23 protein-coding genes and 1 riboswitch are annotated in these 22,976 nt (G+C 37.8%); of the genes, 2 read left to right on the plus strand and 21 right to left on the minus strand.

The window, feature by feature from the left end:
- Nucleotides 1-28: 28 nt before the first annotated feature.
- The 15 genes from mtrB to prsW form a co-directional block, all read right to left on the minus strand.
- Entirely contained in the window at nt 29-250 is a 222-nt protein-coding gene (gene mtrB, locus ACIP9W_RS20930; protein ID WP_282245146.1) for a trp RNA-binding attenuation protein MtrB, read from the minus strand.
- Nucleotides 251-317: 67 nt separating this feature from the next.
- Nucleotides 318-887 (minus strand): GTP cyclohydrolase I FolE, encoded by a 570-nt coding sequence (gene folE / locus ACIP9W_RS20935; protein WP_282245148.1) that lies wholly within the window; start codon nt 885-887, stop codon nt 318-320.
- A 178-nt stretch (nt 888-1,065) separates the two neighbouring features.
- Nucleotides 1,066-1,338 (minus strand): HU family DNA-binding protein, encoded by a 273-nt coding sequence (locus ACIP9W_RS20940; RefSeq protein ID WP_282245153.1) that lies wholly within the window; start codon nt 1,336-1,338, stop codon nt 1,066-1,068.
- Between the two features lie 172 nt (nt 1,339-1,510).
- Nucleotides 1,511-2,989, minus strand: a complete 1,479-nt coding sequence (gene spoIVA / locus ACIP9W_RS20945; protein WP_400793091.1) for a stage IV sporulation protein A — start codon at nt 2,987-2,989, stop codon at nt 1,511-1,513.
- 665 nt (nt 2,990-3,654) lie between these two features.
- Nucleotides 3,655-4,371, minus strand: coding sequence for a hypothetical protein (locus tag ACIP9W_RS20950; protein ID WP_400793093.1), 717 nt, complete (start codon nt 4,369-4,371; stop codon nt 3,655-3,657).
- A gap of 13 nt (nt 4,372-4,384) precedes the next feature.
- Entirely contained in the window at nt 4,385-4,600 is a 216-nt protein-coding gene (locus ACIP9W_RS20955; RefSeq protein WP_229677319.1) for a DUF2768 domain-containing protein, read from the minus strand.
- A 312-nt stretch (nt 4,601-4,912) separates the two neighbouring features.
- Nucleotides 4,913-5,932: an NAD(P)H-dependent glycerol-3-phosphate dehydrogenase gene (locus tag ACIP9W_RS20960; protein ID WP_400793095.1), complete on the minus strand. Its 1,020-nt coding sequence runs from the start codon at nt 5,930-5,932 to the stop codon at nt 4,913-4,915.
- 20 nt (nt 5,933-5,952) lie between these two features.
- Nucleotides 5,953-7,263, minus strand: a complete 1,311-nt coding sequence (gene der / locus ACIP9W_RS20965; RefSeq protein ID WP_400793097.1) for a ribosome biogenesis GTPase Der — start codon at nt 7,261-7,263, stop codon at nt 5,953-5,955.
- A 523-nt stretch (nt 7,264-7,786) separates the two neighbouring features.
- Nucleotides 7,787-8,929, minus strand: a complete 1,143-nt coding sequence (gene rpsA / locus ACIP9W_RS20970; RefSeq protein WP_400793098.1) for a 30S ribosomal protein S1 — start codon at nt 8,927-8,929, stop codon at nt 7,787-7,789.
- A gap of 93 nt (nt 8,930-9,022) precedes the next feature.
- Entirely contained in the window at nt 9,023-9,610 is a 588-nt protein-coding gene (locus ACIP9W_RS20975; protein ID WP_400793100.1) for a lysophospholipid acyltransferase family protein, read from the minus strand.
- A gap of 1 nt (nt 9,611) precedes the next feature.
- Nucleotides 9,612-10,286: a (d)CMP kinase gene (cmk, locus tag ACIP9W_RS20980; RefSeq protein ID WP_400793101.1), complete on the minus strand. Its 675-nt coding sequence runs from the start codon at nt 10,284-10,286 to the stop codon at nt 9,612-9,614.
- A 604-nt stretch (nt 10,287-10,890) separates the two neighbouring features.
- Nucleotides 10,891-11,538, minus strand: coding sequence for a flagellar brake protein (locus tag ACIP9W_RS20985; RefSeq protein ID WP_400793103.1), 648 nt, complete (start codon nt 11,536-11,538; stop codon nt 10,891-10,893).
- A gap of 74 nt (nt 11,539-11,612) precedes the next feature.
- Nucleotides 11,613-12,896 carry a PepSY1/2 domain-containing protein gene (locus tag ACIP9W_RS20990; protein WP_400793104.1) on the minus strand — a complete coding sequence of 428 codons (1,284 nt, stop codon included), beginning with the start codon at nt 12,894-12,896 and terminating at the stop codon, nt 11,613-11,615.
- 9 nt (nt 12,897-12,905) lie between these two features.
- Entirely contained in the window at nt 12,906-13,670 is a 765-nt protein-coding gene (gene sleB, locus ACIP9W_RS20995) for a spore cortex-lytic enzyme (protein ID WP_282246298.1), read from the minus strand.
- Between the two features lie 94 nt (nt 13,671-13,764).
- The gene (gene prsW / locus ACIP9W_RS21000; RefSeq protein WP_400793105.1) at nt 13,765-14,457 is read right to left on the minus strand and encodes a glutamic-type intramembrane protease PrsW; all 693 of its coding nucleotides are present in this window, start codon (nt 14,455-14,457) and stop codon (nt 13,765-13,767) included.
- A gap of 75 nt (nt 14,458-14,532) precedes the next feature.
- Between prsW and ACIP9W_RS21005 the strand changes: the two genes are divergently transcribed.
- Nucleotides 14,533-15,507: an asparaginase gene (locus tag ACIP9W_RS21005; RefSeq protein WP_400793118.1), complete on the plus strand. Its 975-nt coding sequence runs from the start codon at nt 14,533-14,535 to the stop codon at nt 15,505-15,507.
- Nucleotides 15,508-15,575: 68 nt separating this feature from the next.
- Here the strand turns inward: ACIP9W_RS21005 and ACIP9W_RS21010 are convergent, their stop codons facing one another.
- The 5 genes from ACIP9W_RS21010 to ACIP9W_RS21030 form a co-directional block, all read right to left on the minus strand.
- Complete coding sequence (locus ACIP9W_RS21010; protein WP_400793107.1) at nt 15,576-16,550, minus strand: YpdA family putative bacillithiol disulfide reductase; 975 nt, start codon at nt 16,548-16,550, stop codon at nt 15,576-15,578.
- A 35-nt stretch (nt 16,551-16,585) separates the two neighbouring features.
- Nucleotides 16,586-17,347 carry a metallophosphoesterase gene (locus ACIP9W_RS21015; protein WP_400793108.1) on the minus strand — a complete coding sequence of 254 codons (762 nt, stop codon included), beginning with the start codon at nt 17,345-17,347 and terminating at the stop codon, nt 16,586-16,588.
- Nucleotides 17,348-17,739: 392 nt separating this feature from the next.
- Nucleotides 17,740-18,366: a LysM peptidoglycan-binding domain-containing protein gene (locus ACIP9W_RS21020; RefSeq protein ID WP_400793109.1), complete on the minus strand. Its 627-nt coding sequence runs from the start codon at nt 18,364-18,366 to the stop codon at nt 17,740-17,742.
- Nucleotides 18,367-18,446: 80 nt separating this feature from the next.
- Entirely contained in the window at nt 18,447-19,862 is a 1,416-nt protein-coding gene (locus ACIP9W_RS21025) for a RecQ family ATP-dependent DNA helicase (RefSeq protein ID WP_400793110.1), read from the minus strand.
- On the minus strand, nt 19,855-20,889 hold the full coding sequence (locus tag ACIP9W_RS21030) for a YpbB family protein (RefSeq protein ID WP_400793111.1): 1,035 nt from the start codon (nt 20,887-20,889) through the stop codon (nt 19,855-19,857). The genes ACIP9W_RS21025 and ACIP9W_RS21030 overlap by 8 nt, the downstream gene beginning before the upstream one ends.
- Nucleotides 20,890-20,999: 110 nt before the next feature.
- Here ACIP9W_RS21030 and ACIP9W_RS21035 point away from each other — a divergent pair, with 110 nt between their 5' ends.
- Nucleotides 21,000-21,248: a ferredoxin gene (locus ACIP9W_RS21035; RefSeq protein ID WP_282245184.1), complete on the plus strand. Its 249-nt coding sequence runs from the start codon at nt 21,000-21,002 to the stop codon at nt 21,246-21,248.
- Nucleotides 21,249-21,464: 216 nt separating this feature from the next.
- Here the strand turns inward: ACIP9W_RS21035 and ACIP9W_RS21040 are convergent, their stop codons facing one another.
- A complete protein-coding gene (locus ACIP9W_RS21040; RefSeq protein ID WP_142537236.1) occupies nt 21,465-22,058 on the minus strand; it encodes an ECF transporter S component in 594 nt (197 codons plus the stop codon).
- Nucleotides 22,059-22,218: 160 nt separating this feature from the next.
- A riboswitch (FMN riboswitch) is annotated at nt 22,219-22,355 on the minus strand.
- Nucleotides 22,356-22,976: the final 621 nt, after the last annotated feature.

The following is a 22,976-nucleotide window of genomic DNA, read 5'->3' on the forward strand; positions in this document are numbered from 1 at the left end:
GCGCTTACTTTACTTTAGTGTAGGTCTTTTATTTTTTTGATTCACTTTGAATGACACCGTTTGCAGTGTGAATCGATGCTTTTCCTCTTATTTTCATAGCGGAAGTGTGCTCTGTGAACTGGGCAATCATCACTTCACCAGTATCTAGTTTTTCAGAATGATGGAACTTTGTATCCGTGCCACGAGTAAGCCCAATAACATGCACACCATCTTCTTCTGCTTTTATCACGATAAAGTCTGAACTAGACATTATTTATTCTCCTTTATAGAACAATCTTTTTTCATCATACCATATTCTAAAACATTCTCCAAAGCGGTTACTTCATCTGTATGAAAGATAATATTTCGGAGCGTTTAACTTCGTCTGTTTCTAAAATTCCTCTAGCAACTGCTGTTACCGTTTTTGCACCTGGTTTTTTAATGCCGCGCATCGTCATACACATATGCTCTGCTTCAATGACAACATATACGCCGTGTGGATTTAGCATTTCCATTATATCTTCTGCAATGCTAGATGTAATTCTTTCTTGGAGCTGTGGTCGTCTTGCCGTTGTTTCTACAGCTCTCGCCAATTTGCTCAAGCCAGTTACCACTCCATCGCGTGGAATATATGCTACATGTGCTTTTCCGTAAAATGGAACGAGGTGATGCTCACACATGGAATAGAAAGGAATATCCTTAACTAACACAAGTTCTTCATGATCTTCGTTAAATACCGTTTTAAAGTATTCTTTTGGATCTTGATGCAATCCTTCAAACATTTCTGCGTACATTTTAGAAACTCGCTTTGGTGTTTCAAGCAATCCTTCTCTTTCTGGATCTTCGCCAACAGCCTCTAAAATCATTTTTACTGCTTCTTCTATTTTTTTCAGATCGACATTCGTCATCTGTTAACCCCCTAGACCAAACTATATATACCATTAGCATCTTAGCATACGAATCGAATATAATAAATATTTTTAACTATGTATCGTCGTTATTTCTTTTTTCCCTACGCAATAATTGAAAAGAACGGCTACTATGAAGCAAGCTTCACAATAACCGTTCTATGTACTACAACATCAGTTATTTAACTGCGTCTTTAAGTGCTTTACCTGGTTTAAAAGCAGGCACCTTGCTAGCAGCGATGTCGATTTCTTCACCTGTTTGAGGGTTACGTCCTTTACGTGCTGCACGTTCACGAACCTCAAAGTTACCAAAGCCGATTAATTGAACTTTACCTCCATCTGCAAGAGCAGATTGAATTGATTCAAATACAGCTTCAACAGCTTTAGATGCGTCTTTCTTAGAAAGTTCTGCAGCTTCCGCAACAGCGTTTACTAATTCTGTTTTATTCATACCATTCACCTCCTCTCAAAGGAAGATAGCTTTAACTCTGTAAAAAGAGTATCACAACAGAAATGGCTTCGCAACACTATTTACACGTGTTTAGGGAAGATTCCTCAAAAAAAGGTGATTTTCATAAAATAACAGGACTTTTCGCTTAGTCGCGAAAAGCCCTGTATCATATTTACAGTATGAATGTTACCATTCCTCGGTCGCCTTCGTTTACCATTCGTTCGATTGTTTGACGCATTCTGTTCTTCGCAACTGCCGAAACGCTTTCTGTTTTATAACGCAAACTCTCTTTCATCACTTCGACTAAAGAGGTGCCAAAAACTTGTGTTTGCCATAGTGCATCCCTATCGTGCAAATACCCATGCTTTAAATCTTTTAATAATTGCTGACTATGGAATTCAGAACCAATAAGCGGAGCAAATTCTGCCTCCATATCGACACGAATTATGTGTAGGGAAGCGGCTTTTGCCTTTAAACTAACCCCGTAGAAATTATTTTGTTTAATAATTTCTGGTGCAGAAGGTTGAAAATCTTGAATGGTCGGAAGCGATACCCCGTATCCATGGGTTTTAGCTGCTTCCAGCGCATCTGAAAATTTATTGTATGCTTTTTTCGCCGTAGATGCATCTTTGACAAATAAAAGCCAGTCTTTTTTAGATTGAATTGGTTCTTCTAACCACTCATCACACACTTCTTGGAACACTTCAGGCTTTAATCCAATTTGAATACAAGCCGATCCTCTTCCTGGATTTGCTTCTACTACTTCCGCCGATTGTATAAACGGAACTTGTTTGAATCGCGTAGCAAGCTCTTTTACATCCTTCATTTTAGAAACAATTTGTAACCATTCGTGTAAGGATGAAGTGATGGCATTGTTCACAAAATGATCCGGTTCCAGTACATCTGTCCAATCGGGCTTCACAACCTCGATATCGGTGATCGGAAATTCATAAAGTGCTTGTTGGAGTATGTACTGAATTTCCTCCGCGGTCATTCGGTCCACAGCCACTGCTATTACAGGCACTTCATGTTTTTTCTGTAGTTCTTCACTCAGGTGAATGGTGTCAATATGACCAGGGGTTTTGCTATTTAAGACAATAACAAATGGTTTACCAATTTCTTTTAACTGGGAAATGATTTGCTCTTCTGCTTCTTCCGCTGCTTTTCGCGGGATATTATTTACTGTGCCATCTGTAGTTACAACAATACCAATCGTTGAATGATCACGGATTACTTTGTCTGTACCAATTCGTGCCGCTTCTTCAAATGGAATTGCTTCACTATGCCAAGGAGTATGCACTAGTTTCTGTCCATCTTCCCCCGAACCCGTGTTGATCCCATCAATCATGTAGCCGACACAGTCCACTAACCGAATCTGCAGTCGTAATTGGTCTTCTCCAAGATGAATATTCGTTCCATGTGCTGGGACAAATTTAGGTTCTGCGGTCATAATTACATTGCCTGGAGAACTTTGCGGAAGCTCATCTTGCGCTCGTATTCTTTCGGTTTCTTCTTGGATGTTCGGTATGACTACGAGCTCCATTACTCGTTTGACAAAAGTAGATTTCCCTACCCTAACTGGACCTACAACACCAATATACACATCTCCATTAGTTCGCTCTGCTATTTGTTCATAAAGTTGATTTGACATGGATAGTCTCCTTTCTTCGCAATCTAATATATGTACCGAAAAAACGTTTCATGCATAAAGCATAAAACGTTTTTCTGTGTACAGATTAGCGTATATACAAGATAGTATAGGGAAACTGCGTGGTAATGAGTCGAATGAAGTGTCCGCTAGGATTTCCGCCGGGTGAGCGATGAGCCATTCTCGAATCGACTGTGTGAATCCAATAAATGGCTAAGGGCAACAGATTGTTCATTGAGAGCAATCAAATCTACCTGGAAAGCAACTAAATCAGCATAAGAGCAATCAATTCACCCTTGAGAGCAACCAGATTGATTGTGAAAGCAACGATCTCTTAAAAATGCATGATTATTTGGAGCGAGACGCAGATAACTACTAACAGTATCCCCTATATTGTGAAGTATTTTGTTGCACTATCCAATTAATGGATAAGGGCAACCATTCGGTCATTGAAGGCAACCATTTCTATTCGGAAAGCAATTAAATCAGCGCGAGAGCAACCAAATTGATGATGAAAGCAACCATTTCTCAATATAGCAAGTTTACTTCCAGCGAGACGCCGATAACTACTAAGGGATCCCCCATTTCTATGAAAATAGGGAGGTGACAAAGTCACCTCCCTAACTAGTATTAATATAACAATCATTTAGCTCTAAGCGTCCTGAATCCTACTTAGCAGGAGTGAGCATAAATACAGGTTCGTTATTCTCATCTACCGTATATGGTAGCGAATATGCAGGAACAATGGCAAAATTATCCGTAATTAAAAAGCGTATGTCATCTCCTGGTTTCACTTCTACCTTATTTTCTTGAAGCAGGCGGTGTAATTCGATGGAATAGTCTACATACACTTTCCCATCTCCAGTAGCCACTAGAGGCAATTGCGTGTCGGAATAAGGGCTTTGTACGGATAACTCGTTTTTATAGCCCATTTTCTTGTAGTCTAGTTTATATACACCTTCCGCAATAATTTCTGCTACAGGTCCATATCCATTGATTCCTTTACGATAGTTAATGTCCCGTATGGCATCTGCAAGGCGCAAATCTACTAATTTAACTGTAGGATTTTCTTCCACGTCCATTAAGACATATTGGTAAATTCCTCCCGCTTCATAGGAGTTTGCTGGTACTTTTCCCATATATGCAGGTACTACTTTTTTAAAATCGATTGGGTATTTGATATATTGATCCGTTTCCATATCACGTGTTTTTATCGGTAGTAATCCACCAGAATCTTCTTTAAAGCTATTGACTGCATTTTGGACAGCATTCAATTGATCTTCATATGGCAATAAATTCTCTGGCTCATATCCACTTTTATAACTACAACCTGCTAATACTAGTATTCCTATTGTAAGAATAGCTAGTAAACGTAATTTTTTCATATGAATCTCCTTACTAAGCTTTTGTTGGATTAAAAATAATATAAATCATCGTGATGAAGCCTATAAATAACAATATGTATGCGATTAGACCAAAGATAAATTTCAAGAAAGCGTTTTTAAATTTTGTTTTTACAAAAAACATAAAAAGCATGGCTAAAAACATAGAACCCATGGAACCAAATGATATCCACATTTTATCCATTGACGACACTAACAATACAGGTAACACAAACTTTCCCACCTTTCTAAATACGCCTTGGCGTATGTTCGTCCAGATTTTTATCGAGCTCAGATCCTGCACGATGCTGGTCAGTTAGCCGTTGTCACACGATGTGACGCTCTTAGGCCAACTTCCTCTTTTAAAACTTCTCTTAAACATCTGTGACATTCAGCCAACAAGATGTTGGTCACTAAGAGGTTGAGACTCTCGTCAGAGTTCCTCAAAATTCAGCGGTGATACACAGACCTCAGTTGAATTCAGTTAAATTATAACATTTCAAAAAAGAGTTGCTATTAAACAACTCTTTTCTTTGTGACAAATTTAGAACGATTTATAATCATCCAACTCATGCTTTTTCGTGCGATGCATCAAAATATCGACTGCTTCTTTCGGATGAATACCTTCAAACAACACAGAATACAAGGCTTCCGTGATCGGCATATCTACTTGTTGCTCTTTTGCTAGTTGATAAGCGGCTTTCGTCGTACGAACACCTTCTACGACCATTCCCATCTCATCTAATACCGTTTGGAGACTTGCACCTTTACCGAGCATATTACCAGCTCGCCAGTTTCTAGAATGGACACTTGTACATGTCACGATTAAATCGCCCATGCCAGTTAAGCCTGAAAACGTATAGGCATCTGCTCCTAAGCTGATGCCTAGTCTCGTGATTTCCGCTAGCCCTCTTGTAATAAGTGCAGCCTTTGCGTTATCTCCATATCCGAGACCATCTACGATTCCAGCAGCTAAGGCAATTACATTTTTTAGCGCTCCACCTATTTCTACACCTACCACATCATCATTTGTATAGACACGGAAAGAATTATTCATAAATAGATCTTGCACTTTTTCTGCAGCTTCCATTTTTTCACTTGCTACAGTAACCGTAGTAGGATGCTGTAAAACCACTTCCTCCGCATGACTAGGACCAGATAACACAACAATTGCATCTGTAAAATCAGCAGGAAGCTCCTCTTCTAGCATTTCTGAAATGCGCTTTAATGAATCGGGTTCAATCCCTTTAGAAACATGTACAAATAATTTTTTCTCCATTAAAAAAGTCTTCATATCACGACAAACTTCTCGAATCGCTTTTGTTGGTACTGCAATTATGATAGTAGATGCATGATGAATCGCTTCCTCAAAATGACTAGTAGCTTTTAAATTGCTTGGTAACAAAGTATTCGGTAAATACTTTTTATTTGTATGATGATCGTTAATTTCTCTTGCTTGATCTTCCCGATGTGACCATAAAAGACAATCATTATTGTTATGGGCGAGCACCATTGCTAGCGCCGTTCCCCAGCTACCTGCACCAAGTACAGTTACTTTCTCCATTTAATTACGCCCCTTTACACTCAAGTTCTTGCGCGAGTAATGATGCGTATTGGAGTCCCTTCAAAATCAAAGGATTCACGAATACGGTTTTCTAAAAAGCGCTCGTATGAGAAATGCATCAACTCTGGTTCGTTTACAAACACAACAAATGTTGGTGGTTTAATCGCCACTTGTGTTGCATAGTAAATACGTAATCTTTTCCCTTTATCAGTTGGCGCTGGATTACGAGCTACAGAATCCTCAATTACTTCATTTAATACAGAAGATTGAACACGAAGTGAATGGTTTTCGCTTACGGTATTTATAATTGGAAACAGGCTATTCACTCGTTGCTTTGTTTTTGCGGAAACAAAAACAATAGGCGCATAGTCTAAAAATTGGAAATGCTCGCGAATCGATTTCGTCATTTCATTCATTGTTTTATCGTCTTTTTCTATTGCATCCCATTTGTTCATCACGATGATAACTGCTTTACCGCCTTCGTGGGCATATCCAGCAATTTTCTTATCTTGTTCTTGAATACCTTCTTCTGCGTTTAGTACGACTAACACAACGTCTGAGCGTTCGATTGCCTTTAAAGCACGAAGCACACTGTATTTCTCAGTCGTTTCATATACTTTTCCTTTTTTACGCATTCCAGCTGTATCGATCATGACGTACTCTTGACCATCAACCGAATACTCTGTATCAATTGCATCACGAGTCGTTCCAGCAATATCACTGACAATAACGCGTTCTTGTCCTAAAAATGAATTGATCAAAGATGATTTACCTACATTCGGTCTGCCGATTAAAGAGAACTTTATCACGTCTTCTCCGTATTCCTGCTCTTCTACATTAGGGAAGTTTTTCGCTACTTCGTCTAGTAAATCTCCTAGCCCTAATCCGTGAGATCCTGAAATAGGAAATGGCTCCCCCATCCCTAATGTATAGAAATCATAAATCATTTCACGCATATCCGGATTATCAATTTTGTTTACTGCCAAAACAATTGGCTTTTTCGTTTTATACAAAATTTTAGCAACATACTCGTCTGCTGCTGTAACGCCTTCTCGTCCATTTGTTAAGAAGATAATTACATCCGCTTCATCCATTGCGATTTCTGCCTGTTGTTTAATCTGTTCTAAGAAAGGTTCATCGCTTAGTTCGATACCGCCTGTATCAATAATATTAAATTCATGTGTTAACCAATCGGCAGAACTATATATACGATCACGTGTTATACCTGGAATATCCTCCACGATAGATACACGTTCTCCTACGATACGATTAAATATAGTCGATTTGCCGACATTTGGCCTACCAACGATTGCTACTACTGGTTTTGTCATTACTTTTTCATCCTTCCAACTTCGTCTAAGTTGTATTATACAACAAAAAGACAAAAGCAGGCGACTTCTTTGTCGAAGTCACCTGCTTTGTGAATTATAAGACTATTTTATAAATATCAATAAATGATTATTTTAGCCCAATAAAGAGCACAAAAAAGAAAGGAAGGAATAGGGGACTTTTTGTTCTTCGGTCAAGTTCATCTCACTTATTTGGCTGTATACGGATGAAGAAACAATTGTTGCTCGTGTTGGAGAAGGTATCATTTCTACTATCTGGTCGAGTCAGTCAATAAATCTTTAATTTTATCAAGTCGATAAGTTTCTTCTATTGCTAGTACTTCAATATTTTTATTAGAAATGCTATCACTCTTACAGTCAAATTTTGACGTTATTGCTATATTCCAAAATTGTCCGCTTCATACCAAATAACTGAGATTAGTATAAAGCGTTCCTTACTTGAAACGTATAAAATTAATAAAGACCAGATGCACTTAAAGAGCATCTGGCCTTTATATATCTTATATTATTTCGTAAAGTCTTTTAGCTTGTCTCCAAGCACATCGCTGATAGAGAAGCCTCTGGATTCTTCAGGTAACTGATAATCCGACAAATCGAACGCTTCTTCATTTTCGATCAAATCTTTAATACTTAGAGAAAGTCTTTTTTCACTGCTATTAACATCTAGCACTTTAACTTGTACTTCATCGCCTTCTTTTAGCACTTCTTGAGGTGTGCCAATATGTTTGTGGGCGATTTGTGAAATATGAACGAGCCCTTCTACACCTGGAAGCACTTCTACAAATGCTCCGTAAGAAACAAGTCGTTTTACTTTACCAGTTAACACAGTTCCTTTTGCAGCTTTTTCTGCGATTTCATCCCATGGTCCAGGCAATGTATCTTTGATAGACAATGAAATTCTTTCCGAATCACGATCAATCGATAATACTTTAACTTTTACTTGCTGTCCTTCTTTTAAAACGTCCGCAACATTATCTAAATGCTCGTAGGAAACTTGTGAAATGTGCACAAGACCGTCTACTCCACCGATATCCACAAACGCTCCAAAGGATGCTAAGCGTTGAACTGTACCATCTACTACATCTCCTGGCTGGATAGCATCTAATGTTTTTTGTTTGTTAACCGATTTTTCACCTTCCACCACTGCTTTATGGGAAAGGATTAAACGATTTTTATCTTTTTCTAATTCAACAATTTTAAAGGTTAAAACTCTTCCTTTATAATCATCAAATGATTCAACGAAATGGTCTTCTATTAGAGATGCAGGGATAAATCCACGCACACCTAAATCGACTACTAGTCCGCCTTTCACTACTTCTTTTACTTCTGTTTCAATAATTTCTCCTGATTGGAATTGCTTTTCAAGTTGATCCCATGCTTTCTCGGCATCCACTTTTCGTTTAGAAAGAACAAAATTAGCTTCTTCCACTTTTGTAATCATAAGTTCCAGTTCATCACCGATGGAAACGGCGTCGGATGCTTTTTCAATATGCAAGCTAGATAGTTCACTAATAGGAACGATACCATCAAAAGGTGCACCTTCGATTGATACAATCACTGATTTCTCATCTACCTGTGCAACCGATGCTTTTACTAGATCTCCCTCTTTAAACTCATGTGTGTCGTTTAAGTTCATTTCTTCTGACATATGATATTCCTCCTTCACAACGTCTCTTATCTATTTTATGCGAACTGGCACAGAAATACAAAAAGAAGCACTTTTGAAATGGAAAAAATCTAATTATTTCGTTTTATATTGCTCCAATAATTCCGCAATATGATCCATAATTACTTCTGTTACCTCTTCTGCGGATGCTTTTCTTTCACGGTATGGCTGCATATCAATCACATCCCCGTAAACTACCTTTAAGCGTTTAAAAGGTTTATATGGCCCAATAATTGCACAAGGAACAACATTGGCCTCTCCTCTTAAAGCAAAAAAGCCTGCTCCACTAAATCCTTTCCCTAGTTGTCCATCTTTACTTCTCGTTCCTTCTGGGAAAAGACCAACTACTTCACCGTCTTTTAATAGTTTAATAGCGCGGCGAAGCGCATCTCGGTCGCTCATCCCTCTTTTTACAGGAAATGCACGGACACCAGGCAATATACTTTTTAGAATAGGCAAATTGAATAACTCTTCTTTTGCCATAAAATTTACTGGTCTTGGAGCATTTATTCCAACAACGGGAGGATCTAAATTATCGATATGATTACTGCATAATAAAATGCCTCCCTCTTTAGGAAAGTTTTCTGCGCCAATCACTTCAAATCTGTAAATTGGTTTTAGAATGCCATAAACAACTGTTTTTGCAAAGGAATAAAGATACATATTACACCATCCTTTCTTTTGCTAACTGCATGATTTGTGCAGATACTTCTTCAATTGAAAGAGAAGTCGTATCAATATAGATTGCATCCTCTGCTTGCGTTAAAGGCGATGCTTCTCGTTCACTATCGAGTTTGTCCCGAAGAGCGATCTCTTCTATCAATTCTTCTAGACTTGTAGGAATTCCTCTTTTTTGGTTTTCTAAATATCTTCTTTTTGCACGTTCTTCCACACTAGCAGACATGAAAACCTTTAGTTCAGCATTTGTTAATACATGCGTTCCAATATCACGGCCGTCCATGACGATCCCACCGTTTTTCCCCATCTCCACTTGTCTTTTGACCATTTCTTCTCGCAAATCTGCATGTGCAGAAACTGCGGAAACGGAACTTGTAACTTCTTTGGAACGAATTTCATCTGTTACTTCCACATTGTCCAAAAATACTAGTTGTCCATTTTCAGAAGGTTTTAAGTCGATTGTAGTGTCATGTAATAATTTAGTTAATTTTTCTCCGTCTTGCAAATCTATGTTTAAGCGAATGGCTTTATACGTAATCGCGCGATACATTGCTCCTGTATCCACATATGTATACCCTAATAATTCTGCTGTTTTTTTAGCTATTGTGCTTTTTCCGGCAGCTGCCGGTCCATCGATTGCGACTTGAATTCTTTTTGTCATACTTTTGCCTCCACTCTATTCGAATCTATTTTACCATATAACTTAAAAAGCGTAAGCGCCTATGTCTGCATGAAGTGGCAAGAGGCTGTTGCTTGGTTGAAATTAATAGGATGTCGCACGTAATAAAGATAATGTGTAATAGAGCGTGGAATGAAGTGTCCGCTGAGATTTTCTCGACAGCGCGGACGCTTTCCGCCGGGTGAGCGATGAGCCTTCACCCGGCAGGAGTCGCCGCCTGCCGCGAAAATCAATGAAATTCATTATCGTTACCAACCCGCTATTATTTGTCCATGTTGTGCAACTGCTCCATTACGCTCTGCGTTTTAATAAGAACGTTGTGCATTTTTGTTGGGCCATCTTCTCCAGCTAAATAGCTCGGATATATTTGCCGTAGCGCGCAGGGCCCCATGAGCCGCAGTCATGAGACCCATTCGTGTGCAACACGAAGTTGGCTCATGCAAAGTGCGGCAAGTGTGGAGGCTAGCGGTTACTATACGACGCTTTCTCTCAATAATGCGTTCGATTTATTAAAATTACTTAACCTACTAATGTTACAAAAAAGTTTTACACTTTCCAAAGAAAAAAAGCCTGTTTATACAGACTTTTAATCCCTGCCTTTTTTCCTAAGCATAACTTGCCGTTCAAAGCAATAACGGACAATCAGTTGCTTATCCACTTCATCTGTATCAGAAAATTGCAATGATGCCAATGTAATCGAATCTCTTTGGAAAATTCGAATCGCCTTAGCTGTTGTCGATACATATTTAATATCTCCATTATTAAAAGGAAGCGGTATCAATAAAGAAACCTCATCATCAGCGTTAAATGTCACCGGACGATTCAACACGACAGCAGTCCCACCGGCACTAATATCATCGGTCACAAATTGATACCTTTCGTCTTCAAATTGTACCGATATATCAAGCCTCGCTGCAACCCGGACAAAATCTCTACGTTGTATTTTGATAATTTCTGTATCTCCTCGATAAGAAAGCTTAATCATTGGGATTTGCCCTTTTTTCTTGCTTAAAACTTCTGTTTGAAATGCAAATGCGGCTTTTGACTCCTCTGTAAAAGAAACACGAAGCTGTGTTCCGTCCATAAGAAAAACGGTTCTACCTGTAATTGTATCTACTGGATAATCAACATAAATCGAGTGATCATCGCTGTCTATAATTTTACATCGATATTTTTCTGCTTCTTCTGAAGTGGATGGCTCTAAAGTGAGTACTGTTCCAAGTTTAATATTCATAAGCAACCCTCATTAAGTGTCATAATATACTTATTATGACACTTAATGAGGCATATTTCTATCTAAAGTTATGTTTAAGGTAATTTTTCCGTGTGTAATATTTCATGTGTTTGGGCATCTATATATGTTCTATGTGTGCCTATTGAATCATTTCTTGTTAACACTTCATAGGCAAGACGTTGTTGTAGCTCCTTGTTCTCTACATATGCCAATCTTTCTTCTTCAATTGTGAAGTCACCTGAAAAGATCTCTTTGTAATCGATTGGCACAACCTTTTGATCTCCAATATTTTCTTTTTGAATATATTCCATTGCATTTAAACCTAAAAGTTCCCCATTATCTTTTGCGATTTTCAGATGCATGCCATCCGCATAGATGAGTGCATCATTTTTTGCATCCACACGGGCAAAAGCTAAATGCCAGGCAATATGGTTTTCTCGATATTCTACCATTTCTGTGTCTGTATAGCCGAAAGATTTCATATAAGTACTTGCTTTTTCTTTCATTGTTTCTGCACTTATCGTTGTCTTATCGAAAGGTCGCTCCAATAAATAGGAAAGTAAATGACCACCTTTTTTAGTGAAATCTGCATACCCTATTCTAATCCCTTTATGGAATTGAACGTGGTAGAAAGGATACGGTGCATCTTCTGCACTTTCTGTTATATGAATTGTCGCGTCTTTCAACTCCGGAAATAGCTTAGCGAAAGTTTGTTTTACTTGCTCCACTGTTACTTCTGAGTCTTTAATATGTTGCAAATCTTTCTTTTTTTGTTTGTCCGTTTCACTTGCTGTCATAGGAAAGTCACTTTCTGTGTAAGCTTTTACTGAATCTCCTAGTGCCTTCCAGTTTTTATCATTTTCTTTATTGGCTTTATTGTTTACAAAGGATGCAACGATATAATCCTTTTTGCCATCATTTCTATTTGTAAAAGCCCATTGGTCGGATAGAGATAGTAAATTACCTCTTGCATCCTTCATGCTTTTTTGCCATTCCTCGACCGGTATTTTACCTTCCTTTACTAGAGAAGCACTATTTCCGATTCGATTTAAATAATTCATCCAAACAGTAGAGGTCTCATGATCTATCGGCAAGGAGGATATTGAATCACGAACATCGGAAGATAGTCTCCACACGTCTTCCAAAGGCTGATCGAGTGCCTCTTTATCCTGAAAGAGTAAAGTTTGATCAATGGATTCACTCAATGTTACTAGCTTCTCGGAAGCAGAGGTTAATTGATTGGAGTATTGACTTGCCAAGGCATTTTCTAGCCGAGTATTTTTAGATTGAACGTTAAAATGGTACACAAGGAATACGACTGCGGCAGTAGCGACGATTACCCATATAAATTTTTTCATATGATCTCCTTATGCACAGAAAATATGCTGTCCGATTGTTTTTATTTGTGGTCTTGACCAAATCCATTTACTCGTTGCTGTCTTTGGATTAAAGTAATAGATAGCATTTTCTGTTGGGTCCCATCCATTTAATGCATCGAGTACCGCTTCTTTTGCACGTTCATTTGGCTCTAGCCAGATTTGACCGTCTGCAACTGCAGTAAACGCTAGTGGCTGGAAAATTACCTCTGAAATTGTATTTGGAAAATCGGGATGTTCTACTCTATTTAATATTACGGCAGCAACTGCTACTTGCCCCTCATAAGGTTCTCCTCTTGCTTCCCCATACACAGCATTGGCAATAAGTTTTAAATCTTTTTCCGAATACTTCGGTGGAAGCTGCATATTGGAACTTTCCGCTTGCTGGTTCTTCACTTGTTTTTCTAAATCCTGTCCACCATAAGTTGTAAAGCTATTTCCTTTTTTGATTTGTTCATGGACGAATTCTTTATTGAACTCAGATACACTTACTAACTTTTTCTTCGTATCCTCTCCTAGCAATCCATCGACCGGAAGGCCATACTTTTCTTGAAAGTTACGAAGCGCCCAATATGTGTTATAACCAAATTTCCCATCTATTTGACTTGTATAAAATCCCGTGTATTGAAGTCTAGACTGTAATTCAATTACATCGTCTCCATAGGCTCCACGTTCAACTATTTGCGTGGAGAAAGCCTGTGTAGGTTGTTCTTCCTGGAAGATCACATAGCTCGCCGTACAAAATATTAAGCTAATTAGGATATACTTTAGTTGTTTCAAACGACATCTCTCCTTTATATCTAGCTTGGATAAGATGTGCGCAAATATACAAAAAAAATCTAGCTACTCGCTAGATTTCTTCTCTTATAAAATATTCATGCTGCTCCATTCTTTTATGACGCGATAAAATATGAGCTTTTTTTGCTTTCGATAAACCAAATAACCATAAAAATAACATGAAAGGTACGATTAACAGTAATTCCAAACCTTTAATGATCAAAATGCTATTATAAATAGTATGTAAAACAAAGGAGGCTATAAAAGCATACATAATTTCATTTTTAGCTTTTTTAGATGCAGCAAATTTTGCTCTTCCTAAATAATAGCCCATAACTACACCAAATAAGGCATGACTTGATACTGGTAATAATGCACGGATAAATGCCGCATCCATGCCAAAGTTTAGTAAAAACAAAATATTTTCGACAGTCGCAAATCCGAGTGCAACACTAGCACCATACAAAATCCCATCATATGGGTCGTCGAACTCTATATGTTTGTATATAGCTATAACTAATATTAGCCATTTAAAAAATTCTTCCAAAGCACTGGTAATAAGTGCTTGATGAATAAACAAAGATGTAAATAGCTCTTCCTCTTCAATCACATGTTGAATAAATAAGATGGGAAATGTTAAGATGGCACCATATATAAAAGAATGTAATAATAATTTGGAAGGCTCTTTTGCGATTTCTTTTCGTAAATAAAAATAACTTAAAAGTGCAAGTGCTGGCGCAATTGCAACGGAAAGCAGTATGAACATATGCGTACTCCTTCCAATAGATTATCTTTATTATACATCTTTTTATCGATAAATTGTAAAAATTACGGAGGTTTTATTGTGAAATCTATTTTACTTATCCATACAGGTGGAACTATTTCTATGCAAGTACACGCGGATACCGGTGCTGTCGTTCCCGCGGAGAATAATCCTCTTATTTTAGAAGGCGAAAAACTGAAGCAATTTGCCAATATTATAGAAATAGAAGCTTTCAATTTGCCATCACCACATATTACGCCAAAAGAAATGCTCAAACTGAAACAAATAATAGAACAATATATGCGTGAACAAACGATTGACGGAGTAGTAATTACCCACGGAACGGACACATTGGAAGAAACCGCATACTTTTTAGATTTAACTCTTAATACTTCTATACCAGTTGTCATAACTGGCGCAATGCGTTCTTCCAATGAAATAGGATCAGATGGCCTATACAATTTAGTTTCTGCTATAAAAGTTGCCTGTTCAGATGAAGCAAGGGACAAAGGTGTTTTAGTAGTATTAAATGATGAGATACACACTGCGGAGAACGTTACTAAGACGCATGCCAGCAATGTAAGTACATTTCAGAGCCCTCAATATGGTCCGATTGGCTTTATCTCGAAAAGTATTGTACATTTTCACCATACGCCTCTACATCGTACTGTATTGCCTATCGATGGTATTTCAAAGAGAGTTGGACTCTTTAAAGTATACGCGGGTATGGAGCCGGATTTGTTGGCAGCATCCATTGAATTAGGATATTCGGGTATTGTGTTGGAAGGTTTGGGACAAGGAAATGTTCCTCCTAGTCTAACTCCAATCATAGATGAAATTCTAAAAAAAGAAATACCAATTGTTATTGTCTCAAGATGCTTTAATGGGATAGCCCAAGACGTATATGGTTACTTAGGTGGCGGGAAGGGATTAAAAGATTTAGGGGTCATGTTTGCCAATGGTCTAAATGGACAAAAGGCAAGACTAGCGCTCCTCGTCGCGTTGCATAATACAGATCCCCGTGATGCTATGAGCAAAATTTTTTCTGTCTAATTAGTGTGAAAAATAACGGCATATTACATTCCCAATTCCACTTTTTCGCTGTAAAAAGCGCAAAGATTTTATCTTTCTTTGCGCTTTTTTTCTATTTCTTTTGCTATTTGTTCTCCGTGGAAACGACCATTTTCAATAAATATTTCATTGGCATTGTTACCTGCAGCAATAACCCCCGCTATAAATATTCCTTCTATATTGGTTTCCATTGTTTCTGCATTGTATGTAGGCCGGCCAGTGGTAGGATCAATTTGAATCCCCATATGCTTTAAAAAACTATGATCCGGATGATAGCCGGTCATTGCGAATACGAAATCATTTTCTATTTGAAATTCCCCGTTTGGTCCTTTTAATGTGACTTTCTGTTCACCTATAGATATTACTTCTGTGTCAAAATGCATGTCGATTTCACCATTTCGAACGAGCCCCTCAAACTCTGGCAACACCCATGGTTTTATACTTGGAGAATAAGTACTTCCACGATACACAACCGTTACATTCGCTTTTGCTTTGTTTAACTCAAGTGCGGCATCAATTGCTGAGTTTTTGCCTCCGATGACTAATACTCGGTGATCAAAATAAGGATGCCCCTCCTTAAAATAATGGCTTACTTTCGGCAAATCCTCTCCTTGTATGCCGATAAAATTCGGATGATCATAATAACCAGTTGCAATAATGACGTAAGTTGAATGGTATGTAGATTTTGAAGTTTGGACGATGAAATGATCACTTTCTCTTTCCACCTGACTAACATATTCATATTTGTTCACTTGTATGTTTTTCAACTTGGCAACTTCTCTGTAATAGACCAATGCTTGGTTGCGCTTTGGTTTTCGTTCTTCCACGATAAAAGGAACATCTCCAATTGCTAGCTTCTCGCTTGTGCTAAAAAATGTTTGGTGTGTGGGATACTTATAAATTGCTTCCACAATATTTCCTTTTTCGATCACTAATGTTTGTAAACCAATATTTTGCATGGAAATAGCTGCTGCTAGCCCACATGGTCCTCCTCCAACGATAATGACATCCACTTGTTGTACCACTTGTAAAAACTTCCTTTCTCTTTCAAACGGTTTTTTTATTCACCGTACAATGTAATTACATGACACTCCGATTTTGCACCTAATCGAAGAGGCACACCTGTCGTTCCAAAACCATTACTAATAAGCTCCGCACTAAAATCTTTTTCCTTAAAAGTACCATTTTCATAAATACCAAATGGCCCAAACCGAATTTGGCCACCATGAAGATGTCCCGCTAAGAACAAATGCGGATTACTTACTTTTTTAGCGTTATTAAAATATGCTGGCGCATGAGTGATGAAGATAACTATATCCTCTTCTCTTACATCTTGAAACGCTTCATATATATTTACTTTACCACTAAATCCATCGTTGACTCCAACGAGGCGAATCGGTGTACCAGCAACAGTCCGTTCAACGGATCGGTTCACCAACAGCTGAACATCATTTTTTTCTAATATGCAAATTAAATTTTGCTCTCCCACTTCCCGGTCATTATTGCCAAAGACGTAAAAAACATCTCCCAATTTTTTAAGCTGCTCGATATTATGCTCCGTTCGTTGTAAAGGAACCCCTTTTTCGGTGAGATCCCCTCCGATAATCACGATATCTACTTTGCCCATAAGCGAGTCAATGAACTTACTATCTATTTTACGACGGTGAATATCTGAAATAAAAAAAAGATGCACCCGGGAACCAGGCCTCATTTCTTTCACCGGAAGCTCATGGGTTTTTACATTAACTTGAAATGCCAAGTAGAGCATGTAAAGTAAAAGGCAGACTGCCAAACCGGCTACTAACAAAAGAAAATATACCAACGAAAAACCTCCTAATCATAAAGTGAATCTTCAAACAGTGGGGATTTTTCGACGCACAGGACGTGCTAGTGAGAATGTTGCGACATGGACGTCGCGCTTTTAGTCCCCGTCATCCCCCACTGTTTGTTAGTTGTGTCCCACACGATGTGGGTCAAACAGAAGTTGCAAACGCTCTTTTATTTTGCGACGAGCTTTGCGCAGGAGCAACACGATGTTGCGTACTTAGTCTGGGATCATTTCATCTTGCAAAACAAGTACAAAAGGACAGGGAAGTCCCCCCTGTCCTTTCAAGTCTACACTACCTAAACTTATGAATCGTCTTTTCGAAAACAGAACCTTCTATATCTATATATGCAGCGAAGATTCTAAGTGACCTTCTTTCGATACATTTATTAAGGCAGGATTAACTTTTGACCTGCTGAAATAGCATTGGATGATAGACCATTAGCAGATTTAATTTTTTCAACTGCATTTGGGTCCTTGTAATAATTGACTGCAATACGGTATAGTGTTTCATTTTCTTTAACAATATGAGTTCTAGATGGAGTTTCCTTTTTTGGTTGTTCCACTTTCGGCTCTTCTACTTTAGGTTTTTCCACTTTAGGTTGCTCTGTCTTTGGTTGTTCTACTTTCGGTTGTTCTACTTTAGGCTCTTCCACTTTTGGTTCTTCCTTTACGGGTGCCTCTTCTTCTTTTTTGTCTTCTTCTGAAGCTTCTTTTTCTTCTTCCTCTTCTTTAGGGCTATTCGTAATTGTCTTCGTTTCCACTTGAATAATGCCCGCTTCCTGTACCTCTTCTGTATCCTTCGGTGTGTAAATAAACTGCACATATAGAAAAATGCAAACCGGTATTAGAATAAAAATAAAAAATAAAGTCGGTAATAGGATGTTTTTCGATTTTTTCTTTGCTTTTTTTCCAGAATTTGATCTTCTACGACTTCTTAGCTCTACGTTTTCGTCCTCTACATGGATGGATTGTCTATGTTCATCTATTTTCTTTTGATAGTCGTCTTGGTTCATATTTTTCAAACTCCATTTCTGCCATTATATCTACTACTATTATGCCGAATTTTGTTGAAAAAGTAAACTTCTCGCCTGCATTACGAATGTAACAGTTCATCTAATTTAATCTTCCAATTCATTTCTTCCTTTTGTTCGAATGGTTGTTCTCTGGCAATCAGAATTTCTTGTAAAGGTAAAGTACACTTAGAGCAGCAATACTTTGGCCGCTTTGTCAGCTCTTCATCGAAGTAACGTAATAGTTGCTCTCGTATGCATGTTTCATTTTGTAGCATCGTATATAAAGCGAGTATTTCAGCCCATTTTTTTTGTTTAATAGTTTGAAATAATTGAATTGTCTCATGCTCCTTTAACTCCTCTTTCCAGTAATCCAATATTCTCGTGGTAGTTTCCGGTAGCTGCAATTGTATATTCTCGGATTCATATGCAAGGCGAATATCCGCTTCTTCTGGGAAATCTTGCATCGCGACATAGAAAGCCTGCTCCACATCCGTAGCTGTAAATAGCAAGGAGGCAATAGACTGCGCTCCGTCCCGTGCAGCCCTCCCCACTTCTTGCATATAGCTTGCTATGGACGTCGGAATATGGTCATGTATGATTTGTCGAATATTATCTTTATGTATCCCCATTCCAAAGGCATTTGTTGCACAAATCCAATCCAGCTGCCCTTGTTGAAACTGTTGTTGGACTAAAATACGATCATCCTGCTCCATTTTGGCATGATAGTAAGCGACTCGAATCCCTCTTTTTTGTAACTCATGTGCGTACATCTCTGTTTTTTTACGGGACTGTGTATACAAAATACCAGGACCATTGGTGGACGTAACTCTACCGATTATCCAGGCAAGCTTTTCTTGCGCATCTTTAACTTCAATCGCTTCATACGCAATGGCAGGTCGATCAAGGGAATGGATATACTCAAACGGCTCCCTCATTAATAATGTCATTTTAATATCTTCCACTACTTTACTAGTTGCCGTAGCAGTTAAAGCAAGGACGTTTGTTTGCCGGAATTGCTGCAGCCATTTGGCAATTCGTAAATAGTCCGGCCGAAAATCAAATCCCCATTGAGAAATACAATGGGCTTCATCCGCAACGATATAGGCTATACGGATAGTGGAAAGTGCATGATTAAAACGGTCGTTTTGCAGCATTTCCGGGGAAGTGAATATAAATTTGTAAGTAGACAAATTTCGAAAAACCATTTCCTTTTGCTCAAAGGATAAAAAAGAGTTAATCGCAACAACTCTTTTTTCACCTAACATTTTCAATTGCTCCACTTGGTCTTGCATTAAAGAAAGTAAGGGAGAAACAATGACGACTGAGCCTTCCATCAAATATCCTGGCAATTGATATAATAATGATTTACCCATACCAGTTGGTAATATGGCAACGACGTCTTGTCCTGCAATGACGTTTTCTATTATTTCTTTTTGCCCTTCCCTAAATGAATCGTAACCAAATTTACGCTTTAATATTTCAGTTAACTTATCCATTTATTTCTTCTCCTTTAGTTAGCGCTAATCTAATTTGAAAATAACTTAAATCAGGAAGTTCCTCGCGAATGATTTTTAATTTTTTCGTTTGTCGTTCCTGTGCAATATGTAAAACTTTTTGAACTTGTTCTGTTGAAATAAAGGCTTGAAGAGGAAAAGTTGGATCTGCTGAAACAATTTCAATCACATGGTCTTCTATCGTATTTTCTTTTAAAAAACGCATCCTTGCTATTTCCTCGATCGTGTAGCCTTTCTCAAATAATTTACTAGTTTTGAATGCGGAATCTGTTAAAGGAGTTTGTACGTAAATACCCTTCGTCAATGCGTGTAAATCTGGATATTTCTCTTCTGTTATGTCGTTTAAAAGAATATGTAAGCACTCGATGAATAAAAACTTCACATCTAAAACAGTCATGTGATGGTGACTAGCAAGTTGCTCCCAAGTCAACCCACTATTTTTGTACCCACTTAAACGGTAAACAAACAAATTACGATGGATTTCTAGTAATAAGGGATTCTCAAGTAAATGAAACAACTGCTTTTTAAAATGAGCACCAAAAGAACTCGATTGAAAATCTCTTGCCTGCAAAAATACTTTAACAAAATGATGAATCTCATTGCTTTTTTGAACAGGCACAAACTTCTTTTCATTTTCTTGAAACTGGGATAGCGTCTGGACGATCAATTCCACTCGTCCCCAAAATATAAATTCTTTTCCCCGGAGAATCCATCCATTATAAAAAGGACGTCGTATAGAAACTATTTGATGCAAACCTTTTTCTGTAATAGCGACTCTGGATTCATTCATAACGATGAGCCCTTCTGCATGGAGATTCTTTATAGCTTCCTCATATGTTTCTTTTGCTAGTTTTGGATATAAACTAAAGTAAGAATGCAGTTGAAAGTACGTCACATCTTGAATGGTTTGACCTGATTTTTTCCCTTTTAATAAATAATAAGGTGCAGTAGATGACCTTTCTCCTTGAAATTTGTGTATAATTAATAACAGTAGTTGTTGAAAATACAATGGAAATCCCTCACATATGAAAGTATTTTGGTTGAAATGTAGCGAAAATATCTTTAGAATGAATAAGATAGCAGATTCGTGAAAGCAGATATAAAGGAGAGAATTAAGGAATGGCTAAATATACAATTGTTGATCAGGATACATGCATCGCATGTGGCGCATGTGGCGCTGCTGCACCAGATATATACGATTATGACGATGAAGGAATTGCTTTCGTTATTTTAGATGATAACACGGGTACTACAGAAGTTCCAGATGAACTACTAGAGGATATGGAAGATGCATTTGAGGGTTGCCCTACCGATTCTATTAAAGTAGCAGAGGAATCTTTTGAAGGCGACGCCTTAAAGTATGAATAGACTTTGAACCCATAAAGAATGTGTAAGGTGCTTAAAACCCTTGCATATTCTTTTTTTCTTTTCTAAATTACTGCTCGAATCATCCTAAAACAAATATAACATATACGAACGTACATTTTCATTATTTGAAAATTGGTGAAGCAGCCTCTACGTATAAAACTGTTTATTCTTTAAAAAAGGTCGTCTCTCTTAAATAAGAGAAACGACCTTTTAACGTTAATTTATATTGGCTGTGCCAAATGAATGTGTCACTTTATCTAGTAATGGCTTCATTCGTTTAAATAAAACAATCATGACAATTGCTACTAAAATACCTTTTATAAGATTAAACGGTAAAATACCGAAAATGATAGAATTGAATAATGCTGTTCCTGTTTCCATTGGGAAATTTAAGAAATAAGCATACATCGGTAAAAATACATAATAGTTTAATACACTCATACCGATTGCCATCGAAATCGTCCCACAAGCTAATCCGTACGTAATTCCTTTAGATGATGTAGCTTTGCGATAAATAAGATAAACTGGCGTCAAAAACAAAATACTTGTTACGAAGTTTGCCATATGTCCTACTGGAACACCGGTTGGGCTACCTGCAAACAACCAATCTAACACATTCTTCAAAAATGCTACAAGAATACCAGCAAGTGGTCCCATCGTGATTGCTGCAATTAGTGCTGGAATATCACTAAAATCTACTTTCAAATAAGCTGGTAACGCTGGTAATGGAAATGCAAGAAGCATTAATACAAAAGAAATACTACTTAACATAGCGATTGCGATCAGCATTCGCGTCTTACCTTTTAACATAAAATCCTCTCTCCTTTTGCGATTCACTCCACAAGAAGAAAGGTTCAGCACGTTTTCTTTACTCAAAAAATCCCTTAAGCTATTGACTTTAGGCTTAAAGGAGTAAAAGGTACACTTAAACAAGCGTATCCGTATAAGAGCATACGAAAAACGACTGCACCTTCACCTTCTCCCATCCAGACTATACTGTCGGCTTTGGAATTTAACCAAATCAACCTTAACTTAACGGCTCGCGGGCTGAAGAAATAAATTTCTAATACCGCCGGTCGGGAATTTCACCCTGCCCCGAAGATGAATCAATATTTTATTGTCCTTCAAGCTTTATCTTGAATTAAATACATCTTATCAAAGTTTCATATGTAATGCAATACAGTTGCTCAAAAACATTTAAAACCTATTTATTTACTATGCATTAAATATTTTTAACATAAATAATGTGCTCTAGATCGTTATATAAGACAGCTTCCAAACCACTATCTGCTCTTATAACTAGATAATTGAGCTGCGAGATGCCGACTATTTGGGGATATTTTGTGGTATGAGCGGTTTCCCACCCCAAGTACACTTGCTATTTTAAGTATTGGTTGCTTTCATCCGCAATTTGATTGCTCCTACTTGTAATTTGGTTGCTCTCCTGCTGATTTGGTTGCTTTCCGATTAGATTTGATTGCTTTCAATGAAGATTGGTTGCCCTTAACCAATTACTGGATAATTGAGCAGCGAGATGCCGACTATTTGGGGGATACTTTGTGGTATGTGTGGTGTCCCACCCCAAGTACACTTGTTATTTAAAGAATTGGTTGCTTTCACCGGCAATTTGGTTGCTCCTACTTGTAATTTGGTTGCTCTCCTGCTGATTTGGTTGCTTTCCGATTAGATTTGATTGCTTTCAATGAAGATTGGTTGCCCTTAACCAAT

The sequence above is a fragment of the Psychrobacillus sp. NPDC093180 genome, assembly GCF_044754065.1.
Taxonomy (GTDB): domain Bacteria; phylum Bacillota; class Bacilli; order Bacillales_A; family Planococcaceae; genus Psychrobacillus.

Coding starts and splice junctions, on each gene's coding strand:
- mtrB (WP_282245146.1), bottom strand. CDS start 250: ATGTCTAGTTCAGACTTTATCGTGATAAAAGCAGAAGAAGATGGTGTG.
- folE (WP_282245148.1), bottom strand. CDS start 887: ATGACGAATGTCGATCTGAAAAAAATAGAAGAAGCAGTAAAAATGATT.
- ACIP9W_RS20940 (WP_282245153.1), bottom strand. CDS start 1,338: ATGAATAAAACAGAATTAGTAAACGCTGTTGCGGAAGCTGCAGAACTT.
- spoIVA (WP_400793091.1), bottom strand. CDS start 2,989: ATGTCAAATCAACTTTATGAACAAATAGCAGAGCGAACTAATGGAGAT.
- ACIP9W_RS20950 (WP_400793093.1), bottom strand. CDS start 4,371: ATGAAAAAATTACGTTTACTAGCTATTCTTACAATAGGAATACTAGTA.
- ACIP9W_RS20960 (WP_400793095.1), bottom strand. CDS start 5,932: ATGGAGAAAGTAACTGTACTTGGTGCAGGTAGCTGGGGAACGGCGCTA.
- der (WP_400793097.1), bottom strand. CDS start 7,263: ATGACAAAACCAGTAGTAGCAATCGTTGGTAGGCCAAATGTCGGCAAA.
- rpsA (WP_400793098.1), bottom strand. CDS start 8,929: ATGTCAGAAGAAATGAACTTAAACGACACACATGAGTTTAAAGAGGGA.
- ACIP9W_RS20975 (WP_400793100.1), bottom strand. CDS start 9,610: ATGTATCTTTATTCCTTTGCAAAAACAGTTGTTTATGGCATTCTAAAA.
- cmk (WP_400793101.1), bottom strand. CDS start 10,286: ATGACAAAAAGAATTCAAGTCGCAATCGATGGACCGGCAGCTGCCGGA.
- ACIP9W_RS20985 (WP_400793103.1), bottom strand. CDS start 11,538: ATGAATATTAAACTTGGAACAGTACTCACTTTAGAGCCATCCACTTCA.
- ACIP9W_RS20990 (WP_400793104.1), bottom strand. CDS start 12,896: ATGAAAAAATTTATATGGGTAATCGTCGCTACTGCCGCAGTCGTATTC.
- prsW (WP_400793105.1), bottom strand. CDS start 14,457: ATGTTCATACTGCTTTCCGTTGCAATTGCGCCAGCACTTGCACTTTTA.
- ACIP9W_RS21020 (WP_400793109.1), bottom strand. CDS start 18,366: ATGAACCAAGACGACTATCAAAAGAAAATAGATGAACATAGACAATCC.
- ACIP9W_RS21025 (WP_400793110.1), bottom strand. CDS start 19,862: ATGGATAAGTTAACTGAAATATTAAAGCGTAAATTTGGTTACGATTCA.
- ACIP9W_RS21035 (WP_282245184.1), top strand. CDS start 21,000: ATGGCTAAATATACAATTGTTGATCAGGATACATGCATCGCATGTGGC.
- ACIP9W_RS21040 (WP_142537236.1), bottom strand. CDS start 22,058: ATGTTAAAAGGTAAGACGCGAATGCTGATCGCAATCGCTATGTTAAGT.